Origin of the sequence: Aeromonas sp. R7-2, assembly GCF_040908105.1 — a bacterium.
In the GTDB taxonomy this organism is placed as follows: domain Bacteria; phylum Pseudomonadota; class Gammaproteobacteria; order Enterobacterales; family Aeromonadaceae; genus Aeromonas; species Aeromonas caviae.
Genome location: NZ_JBFODC010000036.1, coordinates 188,271 through 201,068, shown reverse-complemented (window position 1 = coordinate 201,068; position 12,798 = coordinate 188,271). Strand labels below are relative to the sequence as shown.

The following is a 12,798-nucleotide window of genomic DNA, read 5'->3' as shown; positions in this document are numbered from 1 at the left end:
ACGCGGGGTGGGGCGGGCGTGACATGACCACGGGCAGGGAGGGGGCCGTCGCCGGTGCGGGCGGGATCACGATCCCTGTGCGCCGTCACCATTTGGCAGGAGGGGCAAAACGGGTGTCACTATACTCCCAACAGGCCTATCAGAAGGATGTGCGGGATGGAGAGTTCATTTGGTGAGAAAGTGCAGAATGTGCACGCCACCCTCAGGCAGCGGTTTGACAAGTTGAGCCGGGTGGCGATCGCCATCTACGACCCGCAGACGGACCAGCTCAAGACCTTTGCCCACAGCACGGACGGGGGCTCGCCGCTGTTGCAGTACGAGGTCAGGCTGAGCGAGGTGCCTTCCCTGCGCTACCTGGCCGAGCACCAGCAGCCCAGGGTGCTCGACACCCTGGATTCCCTGCTGGGCTCCCCCTCCGAGCACAGCCGCAAAGTGCTGGCTGCCGGGTACGCGTCGAGCTATACCGAGCCGCTGCTGCTCAACAGTCGCTTGTTCGGCTTTCTGTTTTGCGATGCCAAAGAGCCCGGTTACTTCGATGGCGCCATTTGCGGTGAGCTGGCGGCCTATGCCCAGATCCTGGCGGCCATCATCGCGGTGGAGTTCTTCTCCATCCAGACCCTGAACGGGGCCCTGACCACGGTGCGGGAGTTCAGCCGCTACCGGGACGAGGAGACCGCTAATCACCTGCACCGCATGTCGGCCTATTCGCGGCTCATCGCCCGGGAGGTGGCGGCCCATTACCCCTTGAGTGACGAGGAGGTGGAGTTCATTCACCTTTTTTCCGAGCTGCACGATATCGGCAAGATTGCGGTGCCCGACGCCATCCTGCTCAAGCCGGGCAAGCTCACGGCCGAGGAGTACGGGGTGATGAAGACCCACCCCTTCAAGGGGCGGGAGATGATCGCCCTGATGATCCGCGAGTTCGGCCTCGACGGCATCCATCACACCGACATGCTGAAGAACATCATCGCCTACCACCACGAGCGTTTCGACGGTCAGGGCTACCCGGAAGGCCTGGCGGGGGAGGCGATCCCCCTGGAAGCCCGCATCGTCGCGGTGGCGGATGTGTTTGACGCCCTCACCAGCGAGCGCCCCTACAAGCAGGCCTGGCCCCTCGAAACGGCCTTCGAATACCTCAAGACCCATGCCGGCAGCCAGTTCGACCCTGTCTGCGTCGCGGCGGCGCTGCAAAGCCGGGAGGCGTTTTGTGCCATCCATCGGCAATATCGGGATCCCGTGATCACCTGATTGCGCCCCCCTCTCTCCTTCCCGGCTTCTCCCGGATTCCCCAGGCCCCGTCATCTGATGGCGGGGCCCTGGGGCCCTCTCTCGTTTCATCGCCTTGAGGTGCATCCGGCGCCGGGGGGGGGGCTCTGCGGTATTGCGGCTTTGCGGCGAGGCAGGGCGCTGCGGTGGGCGGGGCGGCCAACGGGGGGATTATCCGGGTTATGGTCATAAGAGTGTCTTATATAGAGAGGCTGGATATTAGCCGTATGACTGGCATGAGGCCGCTGGCGGGCACGACATGGCCGGAGCGGCGCCTCTGGCGGCCCGTCCTGTCGCGATGCCGGCTCGGTGGTGGTGTTATGATCATTTCAATAATTCCTGTATAGTTGAAATGAAGCATCCAAGGGGGGAGACCCATGAACAAAGAGATGGCTACCAAGGTCTTTGAATCGCTGGCTTCCGGCATCCGGCTCGAGGTGTGGCGGCTGCTGGTCAAGGCCGGGCTGGAGGGGCGGGTCGCGGGGGAGCTGGCTGGCGAGCTCGACATCGCCCCCAATACCCTCTCGTTTCACCTCAAGGGGATGCTCAATGCCGGGTTGCTGTCGGTGGAGCAGGAGGGGCGCTTTCTGCGCTATCGCGCCAACATCCCCCTGATGCTGGGGGTGATCGCCTACCTCACCGAGGAGTGCTGCGCCGGTCATCCCGAGGCGTGCGGCCTGCTGCCCGCCGGGCCCGGCAGCGCTTCCCGCGCCGAGGCGTCGTCGCCCTGCTGCGGCGAGTCGTAACGGGCCATGCCGGGCTGTCTATGCCCATGTGCCGTGCCATTCATCTATTCAACCTGGGGTGCGAGCGTGGATCGCACCGGGAGTCATCATGTCTGCAAGCTGTGAGGCCAAGGCAGCCCCTGCCATCGGCTTTTTTGAACGTTATCTGACCGCCTGGGTCGCCCTCTGCATCCTGGTGGGCATTGGTCTGGGGCAGGGGTTGCCGAGTCTCTTCAAGGCCATCGGCGCCATGGAGGTGGCCAGGGTCAACCTGCCGGTGGGGCTGCTTATCTGGGTGATGATCATCCCCATGCTGCTCAAGATAGATTTTGGCGCCCTGCACCAGGTGAAGGGGCACCTCAAGGGAATCGGGGTCACCCTCTTCATCAACTGGCTGGTCAAGCCCTTCTCCATGGCCTTCCTCGGTTGGCTCTTCATCCGCGTGCTGTTTGCCGACTGGCTGCCGGCGGATCAGCTGGACAGCTACGTGGCGGGCCTCATCCTGCTGGCGGCAGCCCCCTGCACCGCCATGGTGTTTGTCTGGAGTCGCCTCACCAACGGCGATCCCTACTTCACCCTGTCGCAGGTGGCGGTGAACGACCTCATCATGGTGTTTGCCTTTGTCCCGCTGGTGGCGCTGCTGCTCGGGGTCTCCAGCATAGTCGTGCCCTGGGATACCCTGCTCACCTCGGTGGTGCTCTACATCGTCATCCCTGTCATCCTCGCCCAGCTGCTGCGCAAGGCCTTGCTGAGAAAGGGGCAGGCCCATTTTGAAGGCGTCATGACGTGCATCCAGCCCTGGTCGGTGGCGGCCCTGCTGCTCACCCTGGTGCTGCTGTTCGCCTTCCAGGGCAACGCCATCATCGAGCAGCCGCTGGTCATCGTCCTTCTGGCGGTGCCCATCCTGATCCAGGTGCTGTTCAACTCCGGGCTCGCCTACTGGCTCAACCGCAAGGTGGGGGAGAAGCACTCGGTGGCCTGCCCTTCCGCCCTGATCGGGGCCTCCAACTTCTTCGAGCTGGCGGTGGCCGCCGCCATCAGCCTGTTCGGCTTTCATTCCGGTGCGGCGCTCGCCACCGTGGTCGGGGTGCTCATCGAGGTGCCGGTCATGCTGCTGGTGGTGCGCGTGGTCAACGCCAGCAAACCCTGGTACGAGGCGGGACTAAGGCGCTAACGGATGGCCGCGAACCCATTTCTATTCACTTGAGTCATGAGAGACAGGCAAATGAGTGCAATCACCCTCTATCACAACCCGGAGTGCGGCACCTCCCGCAACACCCTGGAGCTTATTCGCAACAGCGGCGTGGAGCCCACCATCATTTACTATCTGGAGACGCCCCCCTCCCGCGACGAGCTGGTGGCCCTGATCGCCGCCATGGGGATGCCAGTGCGCGATCTGCTGCGCAAGAACGTGCCCCCCTACGAGGCGCTGGGGCTGGCAGAAGATCGCTTCAGCGACGATGAGCTTATCGACGCCATGCTGGCCCATCCCATCCTCATCAACCGGCCCATCGTGGTCACCCCCCTCGGCACCCGGCTGTGCCGCCCGTCGGAGGTGGTGCTCGATATCCTGCCCGACCCGCAGCAAGGGGCGTTTGCCAAGGAGGATGGCGAGCAGGTGGTGGACGGCCAGGGCAAACGGCTTCGTTGAGACCCTGCGCGTCAGCGTCTGACCCGCGCCGGGGGGATGCCCTTAACGGGCAGTCGCCAGATCTGCTACTGTGACCTTCGACTCATCACAGAGGGTGGAAACAATGAAGATTCGATTCCTGGTGATAGCCACGGCACTGGCGCTGGCCTCAACCCCCGGTCTGGCCGACTGGGCAAAGCTGAAGGAGGCCGCCTCCGAACTCGGTACCGCGGTGAGCGATACCAGCAAGGAGGCGTGGAAGGGGATCACCGATTTTTCCAAGGAGACCTGGGAGTCGGTGTCCAGCTGGGGGGCCGAGGCCTACAACAAGGCGGGGGCCTGGACGGCAGAGAGCGCGGCCACCGGCAAGGAGTGGCTGACCGCCGCCGACAAGAAGCTCGACACCATGCTCGAGCCCAAGACCCCGGAGGAGGCGAGAACCGCCCTCGATACCATGGCCGATACCGCCCTGGTGCGGCTGTTCAACGAGCAGCCCTCGGCCAAGTTGCTGTTTGACAAGGCTTATGGCTATGCGGTGTTCGACTCGCGCAAGTTCTCCCTGATGATCCATACCAATCAGGGGGCCGGGGTGGCCGTCAATCGCACCAGTGGCAAGCACACCTACATGAAGATGTTCGGTGCCGGTCTTGCGGCCGGGATCGGCGGCAAGTTCTACCAGCAGGTGATCCTGTTCGAGGACAAGGCGAGGTTCGATGCCTTCGTCAGCAAGGGGTGGGAAGCCACCTCCGAGGTGGGCGCCGTGGCGGGCAAGGAGAGCGCCGAGCTCACCGCCAAGTACAATGGCGGCATGGCCATCTATCAGATTGGCGAGAAGGGGCTGTTGCTTGACGCCAACATCTCGGGCTCCAAGTACTGGCTGGATGATGACCTGAACAAGTGATCCCTGCCAATCTGACCCGGCATTTCATGGATGGCTAGAGATGCACCCTGTTTACTTGTCGGGATTTGCAGTAAAAAGAGGGCCCAAGGCCCTCTTTTTCATGGGCGCCGCACAGAGTCCGGCGACCAGGAGAGCAAGATGACCCATGAGGCCGAGCAGGATCGGATGGCTGCCCAGCGCCGGGAGTGGGACAAGCAGAGCATCTACCTGCGGCTGCTGCTGGGCGATCCCCCCGGATCTGCGACCTGATCCCCGGATGGCCGGTGCCCGCCGGCCTGATCGCGCCCCGCTTTTATCCCTGATCTCGAGATCTCGCTCTGGTTGGCACCTTTATTGCTTCAAGCCAGTCAGTGTCAATGATTTGTCTGGGAAGGGAAGATGGAAATTAGCGCAAGCAGCCTGATGCAAGAGATGCAGGCCCTCAAGGTGGAAGCCGGTGCCACGCCGTTGACCCAGCCCGGTCGTCCGGTCAGCTCGGATTTCGGCCAGATGCTGCAACAGGCCCTGGACAACGTCAACGAGTTGCAGGGCACCGCCAACGATCTGCGTACCCGCTTCGATCTCGGCGACAAGTCGGTGGATCTCTCCCAGGTGATGATCGCCGGCCAGAAATCCTCCATCGCCTTCGAGGCGACGGTACAGGTGCGCAACAAGATGGTCGATGCCTACAAGACCATCATGAACATGCCGGTGTAACTCGGGCCCATGGCGACCGAGCATCATGAAGATGTCAGCAACAAGGACATAAACCGTGGCAACTGATCAAAACGGCGATCTGCTGATCAACAACGAGGGGGCGGCCGCCCTCGACGAGCACGAGCAGAAGAGCTCGGCGCTGGGCTTCCTGTCCAACACCGATGTGTTGCGCCAGATCACCCTGATCCTGGGGCTGACCATCTGTCTGGCCATCGCTGTCTTCATCCTCTTGTGGGGCAAGGAGCCGGAGATGCGTCCCCTCGGCACCTTCACCACCCAGGAGCTGGTCTCCACCCTGGATTACCTGGATCAGCAGAAGATCCCCTATCAGGTGGATGGCAAGAGCGTGCTGGTCAGTGCCGAAAACTATGCGGACATCCGGTTGCGCCTGACCCGCGCCGGTCTGGCCAACAACAGCGACGCCAGCAACGACGGCGAAGCCATCCTGCTCAAGGACTCCAGCTTCGGCGTCAGCCAGCGCATGGAGAGCGAGCGCCTGAAACTGAGCCGCGAGCGCCAGCTGGCGAGCGCCATCGAGCAGTTCCAGAACGTCGCCAAGGCCCAGGTGCTGCTGGCCATCCCGAAAGACAACGTGTTCGCTCGCAACGAACGCAAGCCCAGCGCCACCGTGGTCCTGAGCCTCAAGGGTAACGCTCTGGGCCAGGGTGAGGTGGACTCCATCGTCGACATGGTCGCCTCCGCCGTTCACGGTCTGGAGCCGACCCGCGTCACCGTGACCGACCAGAACGGTCGCCTGCTCAACTCCGGCTCCCAGGATCCCCTCTCTGCCCAGACCCGCAAGGAGTTTGCGATGCAGCAGAAGCAGGAGCTCGAATACAAACAAAAAATTGACGCCATCCTGATCCCGGTGCTGGGGGCCGACAACTATACGGCGGAGGTGGATCTCTCCCTCGACTTCTCCCAGCAGGAGCAGACCCGCAAGACCTACAACCCGGACCTGCCGGCGGTGCGCTCCGAAATGACCATGGAAGAGAACAGCGCCAGCGGCAGCAACGGCGGGGTGCCCGGCGCCCTCTCCAACCAGCCGCCCGCCGCGTCCAACATTCCCGAGCAGGCAGCCGGCGGGGAAGGAACCGCCTCTTCCGGCCGTTCCCGCAAGGAAGCGACCCGCAACTTCGAACTGGACACCACCGTCAGCCACATCCGGCGCCAGCAGGGCGGCATTCGCCGCATGACGGTGTCGGTGGCGGTGGATTACAAGGCCATCCCCGGCGCCGACGGTGCCGTGACCCGGGAAGCCCGCAGCCAGGCCGAGCTCGATACCCTGCGCCGTCTGCTGAGCGGCGGTCTGGGCTTTGATGTGACCCGGGGGGATACCCTGGAGGTGGTCGCCATTCCGTTCAACCGCCCGGAACTCGAGACCGTGGCCGACATTCCCCTCTACGAGCAGCCCTGGTTCTGGCGCGCGGTGCGCATCGCCGCCTCCGTGCTGGTCATCATAGTGCTCATCGTCACCGTGGTGCGGCCCATGCTCAAGCGCCTGCTCTACCCGGACGCCAAGCCGGAAGGGGAGCTGGACTTCGACAACCACACCGTGCTGGGTGGCGACGACGAACTGAGCCTGCTGGCCGCCCAGGCCGAGGCCGAACCGGTATTCGGTCTGCGGGATGGTCAGCTCAAGCTGCCTGACCTGCACCGTGACGAGGATCTGCTCAAGGCCGTGCGAGCCCTGGTAGCGAACGAACCTGACCTGGCCGCCCAGGTCATCAAAGAATGGGTAACCAAAGATGCCTGAAGAGAATAAAAGCCAGGTCACCGGCAACGACATCACCGAAAGCCAGCGCCTGATCCTGGATCAGATGGGCGGCATGGAGATGGCGGCGGTGCTGATGCTGAGCCTCAACGAGGAGGACGCGGCCCAGATTTTCCGTCACCTCGAGCCCAAGCAGGTGCAGCGGCTCGGCATGTCCATGGCCTCCATGTCGGATTTCAGCCACGATCGGGTGGCGGCGGTGCATCGTCAATTTATCGACGACATCCAGAAGTACACCAACATCGGCATCGGCAGTGAAGACTTCGTGCGCAAGGCCCTGGTGGCGGCGCTCGGGGAGGACAAGGCCAGCAACCTGGTGGATCAGATCATCCTGGGATCAGGCGCCCGCGGCCTCGACTCCCTCAAATGGATGGATGCCCGCCAGGTGGCCAGCATCATCCAGAACGAGCACCCGCAGATCCAGACCATCGTCCTCTCCTATCTGGAGCCGGAGCAGTCCGCCGAGATCCTGAGCCAGTTCCCGGAGCAGGTGCGCCTGGATCTGGTGATGCGCATCGCCAACCTCGAAGAGGTGCAACCGGCGGCGCTGCAGGAGCTCAACGACATCATGGAGAAACAGTTCGCCGGTGCGGCCGGTGCCCAGGCGGCCAAGATGGGCGGCCTGAAGGCGGCGGCCAACATCATGAACTACCTGGACACCAACATCGAAGGGCAGCTGATGGACTCCATCCGCGAGTCGGACGAGGAGATGAGCCAACAGATCCAGGATCTGATGTTCGTGTTCGAAAACCTCATCGACGTGGACGATCGGGGCATCCAGACCCTGTTGCGGGAAGTGCCCGGGGATCTGCTGCAACGGGCCCTCAAGGGGTCGGACGACCAGATGCGGGAAAAAGTATTCAAGAACATGTCCAAGCGGGCCGCCGAGATGCTGGCGGACGACCTCGAGGCCATGGGGCCGATCCGGGTCTCCGAGGTGGAGGCCGCCCAGAAGGAGATCCTCTCCACGGCGCGCCGCCTGGCGGATGCGGGCGAGATCATGCTGGGGGCGGGTGGTGGCGAAGAGTTCCTCTAAGCCATGGGCCATGGAATGTGCGATGATGTCGGCCCCTGTACCCGGCCCTCGATAGGAGTCTCTTCGGCACATGAATGACAAGAACAGCAAACTGCGCGGCTATCTGAGGCCCGAGTCCGACACGGCGCAGATTGAGACCTGGGGCTGGCCAGAGATGGAGACCGAAGCCGAGGTCGAGACCAATGCCCTGGGGCTGGCTCCTGACTGGTATCGTCAGGAGCAGGCCGATGCGGCCCTGCCGGAAGAACAACCCGAAGAACCCGCCCCCAGCATCACCGCCGAAGAGGTGGAGGCGATTCGTCAGGCCGCCTGGGAAGAGGGGATGCGCGATGGGCGCGAGGCCGGTTTTGCCAAGGGGCTGGAAGAGGGCAAGCTTGAAGGCTTGCAGCAGGGCCACCAGGCCGGGCTGGAGCAGGGCAAGGAAGAGGGCCTCGCCATGGGGCGGGAGCAGGTGGAGCTGGAGATAGCCCGCTGGCAAGCCCTGGTCTCACGCCTGGCCACTCCCCTTGGCGAGATGGACGAGGCGGTGGAGCAGCAGCTCATCGCCCTGGTACAACAGCTCGCCCGCGCCCTCATCCGCCATGAGGCGCAAACCTCCCCCACGCTGCTGCTGGAGGCCCTCAAGCAGGGGTTGGCCCTGCTCCCAGCCGCCGAGCAGGGGGTCACCCTGATGCTGCACCCGGAGGATGTGACCCGGGTAGAGGCCGCTTTTGGCGCCGAGGAGTGCGCCAGGCGCCACTGGCGGCTGCAAAGCGAGCCCACCTTCTCCCCCGGCGATCTGCAACTGGCCACCGAGCTTTCCAGCATCGATCTTACCCTCTCCGGGCGCATCGATCAGCTGCTGCGCAATTTCCTGCGTGACAACGCGAGCTGAGCCATGGCCCGGTTCGAACCCGTCGTGCAGCGCCCTGCTGACGGCATCATCAGGCACTCATCGTCGGAGGCGACATGACGGCACCCCTTCTTGAGCGGCTTAAAGGCTACCGGGTTCGCGAGCAGGCCCCCATACCACCGGTGGCAGGCAAGCTCACCCGGGTGGTGGGGTTGACCCTGGAAGCCATTGGCTGCCGCGCCGCCATCGGCTCCCTGTGCCGCATCGATACCCAGGATGGGGCCCTGGAGGCCGAGGTGGTGGGGTTTGCCGGGGATCGCCTGTTCTTGATGCCGAGCGAGCAGCTCAAGGGGGTTATTCCCGGCGCCCGGGTGGTGCCCGTCACCGAAGATCACGGCATTCCGGTGGGCATGAGTCTGCTTGGCCGGGTCATCGATGGCATCGGCCAGCCCCTGGACGGGCTCGGCCCCATCCTCTCGTCCCAGACGGTGCAGTTCGCCCAGCACCGCATCAATCCCCTGGCCCGTCGCCCCATCCATCAACCCATGGACGTGGGGGTACGGGCCATCAATGCCGTGCTCACCGTGGGCCGGGGTCAGCGAATGGGGCTGTTCGCCGGCTCCGGTGTCGGCAAATCCGTGCTGCTTGGCATGATGACCCGGGGCTCGGTGGCGGATGTCGTCGTGGTGGGCCTCATCGGCGAGCGGGGCCGGGAGGTGAAGGAGTTCATCGAGGAGATCCTCGGCGCCGAGGGACGCGAGCGCGCCGTGGTGGTGGCCGCCCCTGCGGATGCCTCGCCGCTGATGCGCCTCAAGGGGTGCGAGACGGCGCTCGCCATCGCCGAGTATTTCCGCGAGCAGGGGCTCAACGTGCTGCTGCTGATGGACTCCCTCACCCGCTACGCCCAGGCACAGCGGGAAATTGCACTGGCGGTGGGGGAGCCGCCGGCCACCAAGGGCTATCCCCCCTCGGTGTTTGCCAAATTGCCGGCGCTGGTGGAGCGGGCCGGCAACGGCAGCGACGGCCAGGGCTCCATCACCGCCTTTTTCACCGTGCTGACGGAGGGGGACGATCTGCAGGATCCCATCGCCGACGCGGCCCGGGCCATCCTTGACGGCCACATCGTGCTGGCGCGGGAGCTGGCGGATGCGGGGCACTATCCTGCCATCGACATCGAAAAATCCATCAGCCGGGTCATGCCCATGGTGACCTCACCGGAGCACATGGAGCTGGCGCGCACCTTCAAGCAGTTCTACTCCCTCTACCAGCAGAACCGGGACCTCATCACCATCGGCGCCTACAGTCAGGGATCGGATCCGCGCATCGACCGGGCCATCATCCAGAAACCCTATCTGGATCAGTTCTTGCAGCAGAAAATGCGCGAGGTCATTCACTACGATGAAGGCCTGCAATCCCTGCAACTGGTGGCCATGCCCCTGATGCGTTGACCGGTGGAGAGCCCTTATGAGTAAAGGATTGACGTTGCTGGCGAGTCGGCTGGAGGAGGCCGAACAGCAGGCCGCCATGGCGCTGGCCAAGGCCCAGCAGGATCTCAAGCTGTTCATGGATCAGCAAAACGCCCTCAACCAGTACCGCCAGATCTACCACCAGCAGTGGACGGAGCGCGGTCTGCAGGGGATCAGCCCCCAGCAGAACAGCCAGTATCACGCCTTCATCAACAAGCTCGAAAACGCGGCGACCCAGCAGTACCAAGGGGTGTTGCAGGTGCGCGAAGCACTGGCCGAGTGCCGCACCCAGTGGCTCGAAGCCCAGCAGCGGCGCAAGGCGGTCGAGCTGCTGCTGGAGAAGAAGGCGGACAAGGTGCGCCAGAAGGCCCAGCGCCAGGAGCAGAAGATGCTGGATGACTACGCCATCCTGCGTCGTTATCACCAATCTGGCCTGTAATTTGCTTTCTTCCGGTCATGCGAGGCCGATGGGCCAAGCCATGACCGCACGTGCGGCCGTCACCGAATCGTCGTCAGGGATCCCAGCATGATACAGACCCCCTTGATTAGCACTCTCCCCCAGGCGCCTTCTGTCGATGGCAGCGCCACCCTGCTGGCTCCCACCGTCGGGGGCGAAGGGGGCGTGCAGCCGTCAGGCGAGGGCAAGGCCGCCTTCTCGCAAGCCATGGCCATGGCCCAGCTGATGGGCAAGGCGCCAGTCAGCCAGGGAAATCCAGCGCTCCAGGGGCCCGCCGAGGGCGCCCGGGAGGGGCTTGCCCCGGCTGCCAAATCTTTGGCGTCTGACGAGCCCGCCACCGAGTCCGCGTCTTCCTCGAAGGGGGCGGACGACGAGGGCGAGCAGCCTCCCGACGACTTCCTGCAACAGTTGCAAGCCTCCCTGCGCCAGGATGTGAGCCTGGTGGTGCCCCCGACATCGCCCGCCATGGCCGGTGAGGCGGCGGTGCCTGTGGACGGCAACCCCTTGCCGCCTGGCGCCGCTGCGCCTAGGGTGGCAGAGGGGGTGGGAATGGCAGAGAGCGTGGAGGCGGCAGAGGGGAGCGCCTCCCTGCCGCAGATGGCGCCAGAGCGTCAGCATGAAGGGAACAAAACGAAAGCAGCTCCCGGTGCGGCCCAAGGCGCCAGCGCCGTGCCGAGCGGTCAGGGGGCTCTGCCGCTGGGGGCCGAAGAGCCCCCCTTGGCCGATGACACCGCCGTGGCCGACCAGGGCGGAGCGACCCGCCAGCCCATGGCAGGCAAGGGAGCGGAGCCGGATGCCAAGGGGGTTGAGCCCCCTCTCTCGGGTCAGGAGCGTGCCGCCCTGCTCGCCAAAGTGGTGGCAGGAGAAAACGCCCAGGCTCCCACTGTCACCCGGGCTGACTCATCGCAAGAGGCACAGATGACCGATCCCCTGGCGTCGGCCGGACAGGGGACAACCACTTCCCGTGCCACCAGCGCCTATGGCGATGGCGTGATCCGGACGGTGGCGCAGGGGCCTGCCCCTGCGGCCACACCGGAGTCCGCTCCGCCCGCGACGGCGGCAGGGGCAGAGAAGGAGGCCCCTGTCGTCGGTGAGGCCAGACAGGCTGAGGCCGCGAGCGGGCAGGGAGCCCGTGCAGGGGCCGAGCCTGCGGTGAATGCAGGGAGCAGCCAGCCCGTGACGACGGAGGACCCGGCCCCCGTGCAGGCGGCGCCGCAGATCCTGGCTCGTCATGAATCCCAGGGGGCACAGGCCCCCCTGACGGCTCTCTCGGCGGGCCTGGACCAGATGGAGAGCGCCCCCGTGGTGGCCGCCGGCGTTGCCGTGTCGGTGAAGCCCGCGGTGGACAAGTCTCGGCTCGAAGAGCTGGGCAAACAGTCGGGGATGGAGGTCAATGGCAGTGAACCCGCCGAGGGGAGCCAGCCTTTGCATCAGGCACAGAGCCAGGTCGGCGAGAACAGACCGCTGGCCGAGTCGGCCGTCAGACGGGAGCCCCAGAGCCTGCCCCACCTCAAGCTGGCGACCCCTGAGGCCCCCGAGCAGCTGCACCACAAGGTGAACCTGATGCTGGCGGACAAGCTGCAACAGGCGGAGATCCAGCTAGACCCCCTGGGGCTTGGCAAGATGAAGATCCAAATCCAGATGGATGCCTCCAGCCAGGCCAGCGTGCACTTCGTGGTGCAGCATGGCCAGACCCGTGAGATGCTGGAGCAGGCCATGCCGCGCCTGCGCGACATGCTGGCAGGGCAGGGGATCCAGCTCGGCCAGACCGTGGTGCAACAACAGGCGCAGCAGCAAGCCTTCCAGCAGCAGGGGCACTCATCCTCCCAGGGGCAGTCCGGTTTCGGTGACCAGGGGCGACAGGGGGGAAATGGCGGCGGCAGCGATGGCAGAGAGGCCGAGGGGAGCGCTCGCAACCTCACGCTGCTGGTGGAATCGGCAAACGATGCCGGAATCGATTTCTATGCTTGATGCATTCTTAAGTAAGTTTATGATACCGAACAAGTTTGAGACTA

12 protein-coding genes are annotated in these 12,798 nt (G+C 64.6%); all 12 read left to right on the top strand.

Translation table 11 applies throughout. The annotated features are described in order from the left end of the window. Positions 1–156 precede the first annotated feature (156 nt). The 12 genes from AB5Y47_RS16290 (at position 157) to AB5Y47_RS16235 (ending at position 12,754) form a co-directional block, all read left to right on the top strand. Positions 157–1,248, top strand: coding sequence for an HD domain-containing phosphohydrolase (locus AB5Y47_RS16290; protein WP_039039918.1), 1,092 nt, complete (start codon positions 157–159; stop codon positions 1,246–1,248). 395 nt (positions 1,249–1,643) lie between these two features. Continuing rightward, entirely contained in the window at positions 1,644–2,012 is a 369-nt protein-coding gene (locus tag AB5Y47_RS16285) for a helix-turn-helix transcriptional regulator (RefSeq protein WP_151027467.1), read from the top strand. 88 nt (positions 2,013–2,100) lie between these two features. Next, the gene (gene arsB, locus AB5Y47_RS16280) at positions 2,101–3,165 is read left to right on the top strand and encodes an ACR3 family arsenite efflux transporter (RefSeq protein ID WP_368220389.1); all 1,065 of its coding nucleotides are present in this window, start codon (positions 2,101–2,103) and stop codon (positions 3,163–3,165) included. Between the two features lie 51 nt (positions 3,166–3,216). After that, entirely contained in the window at positions 3,217–3,642 is a 426-nt protein-coding gene (gene arsC / locus AB5Y47_RS16275; RefSeq protein WP_368220388.1) for a glutaredoxin-dependent arsenate reductase, read from the top strand. 103 nt (positions 3,643–3,745) lie between these two features. Next, on the top strand, positions 3,746–4,522 hold the full coding sequence (locus AB5Y47_RS16270; RefSeq protein WP_041212621.1) for a lipoprotein: 777 nt from the start codon (positions 3,746–3,748) through the stop codon (positions 4,520–4,522). Positions 4,523–4,900: 378 nt separating this feature from the next. Continuing rightward, positions 4,901–5,218 carry a flagellar hook-basal body complex protein FliE gene (gene fliE / locus AB5Y47_RS16265; RefSeq protein WP_029314161.1) on the top strand — a complete coding sequence of 106 codons (318 nt, stop codon included), beginning with the start codon at positions 4,901–4,903 and terminating at the stop codon, positions 5,216–5,218. Positions 5,219–5,273: 55 nt separating this feature from the next. Continuing rightward, on the top strand, positions 5,274–6,974 hold the full coding sequence (gene fliF / locus AB5Y47_RS16260; RefSeq protein WP_041212623.1) for a flagellar basal-body MS-ring/collar protein FliF: 1,701 nt from the start codon (positions 5,274–5,276) through the stop codon (positions 6,972–6,974). After that, a complete protein-coding gene (gene fliG, locus AB5Y47_RS16255) occupies positions 6,967–8,028 on the top strand; it encodes a flagellar motor switch protein FliG (protein WP_010673917.1) in 1,062 nt (353 codons plus the stop codon). The genes fliF and fliG overlap by 8 nt, the downstream gene beginning before the upstream one ends. Before the next feature lie 70 nt (positions 8,029–8,098). Next, positions 8,099–8,902, top strand: coding sequence for a flagellar assembly protein FliH (gene fliH / locus AB5Y47_RS16250; RefSeq protein WP_069652850.1), 804 nt, complete (start codon positions 8,099–8,101; stop codon positions 8,900–8,902). A 74-nt stretch (positions 8,903–8,976) separates the two neighbouring features. Beyond that, positions 8,977–10,308, top strand: coding sequence for a flagellar protein export ATPase FliI (gene fliI, locus AB5Y47_RS16245; RefSeq protein ID WP_069652849.1), 1,332 nt, complete (start codon positions 8,977–8,979; stop codon positions 10,306–10,308). 16 nt (positions 10,309–10,324) lie between these two features. Beyond that, positions 10,325–10,765 (top strand): flagellar export protein FliJ, encoded by a 441-nt coding sequence (gene fliJ, locus AB5Y47_RS16240; protein ID WP_039039911.1) that lies wholly within the window; start codon positions 10,325–10,327, stop codon positions 10,763–10,765. An 87-nt stretch (positions 10,766–10,852) separates the two neighbouring features. Then, positions 10,853–12,754 carry a flagellar hook-length control protein FliK gene (locus tag AB5Y47_RS16235; RefSeq protein ID WP_368220387.1) on the top strand — a complete coding sequence of 634 codons (1,902 nt, stop codon included), beginning with the start codon at positions 10,853–10,855 and terminating at the stop codon, positions 12,752–12,754. The last annotated feature ends 44 nt before the right edge of the window (positions 12,755–12,798 follow it).

Bases quoted from the DNA above. Each gene is read 5' to 3' on its own strand.
- AB5Y47_RS16290 (WP_039039918.1), top strand. From the start codon at position 157: ATGGAGAGTTCATTTGGTGAGAAAGTGCAGAATGTGCACGCCACCCTC.
- AB5Y47_RS16285 (WP_151027467.1), top strand. From the start codon at position 1,644: ATGAACAAAGAGATGGCTACCAAGGTCTTTGAATCGCTGGCTTCCGGC.
- arsB (WP_368220389.1), top strand. From the start codon at position 2,101: ATGTCTGCAAGCTGTGAGGCCAAGGCAGCCCCTGCCATCGGCTTTTTT.
- arsC (WP_368220388.1), top strand. From the start codon at position 3,217: ATGAGTGCAATCACCCTCTATCACAACCCGGAGTGCGGCACCTCCCGC.
- AB5Y47_RS16270 (WP_041212621.1), top strand. From the start codon at position 3,746: ATGAAGATTCGATTCCTGGTGATAGCCACGGCACTGGCGCTGGCCTCA.
- fliE (WP_029314161.1), top strand. From the start codon at position 4,901: ATGGAAATTAGCGCAAGCAGCCTGATGCAAGAGATGCAGGCCCTCAAG.
- fliG (WP_010673917.1), top strand. From the start codon at position 6,967: ATGCCTGAAGAGAATAAAAGCCAGGTCACCGGCAACGACATCACCGAA.
- fliH (WP_069652850.1), top strand. From the start codon at position 8,099: ATGAATGACAAGAACAGCAAACTGCGCGGCTATCTGAGGCCCGAGTCC.
- fliI (WP_069652849.1), top strand. From the start codon at position 8,977: ATGACGGCACCCCTTCTTGAGCGGCTTAAAGGCTACCGGGTTCGCGAG.
- fliJ (WP_039039911.1), top strand. From the start codon at position 10,325: ATGAGTAAAGGATTGACGTTGCTGGCGAGTCGGCTGGAGGAGGCCGAA.
- AB5Y47_RS16235 (WP_368220387.1), top strand. From the start codon at position 10,853: ATGATACAGACCCCCTTGATTAGCACTCTCCCCCAGGCGCCTTCTGTC.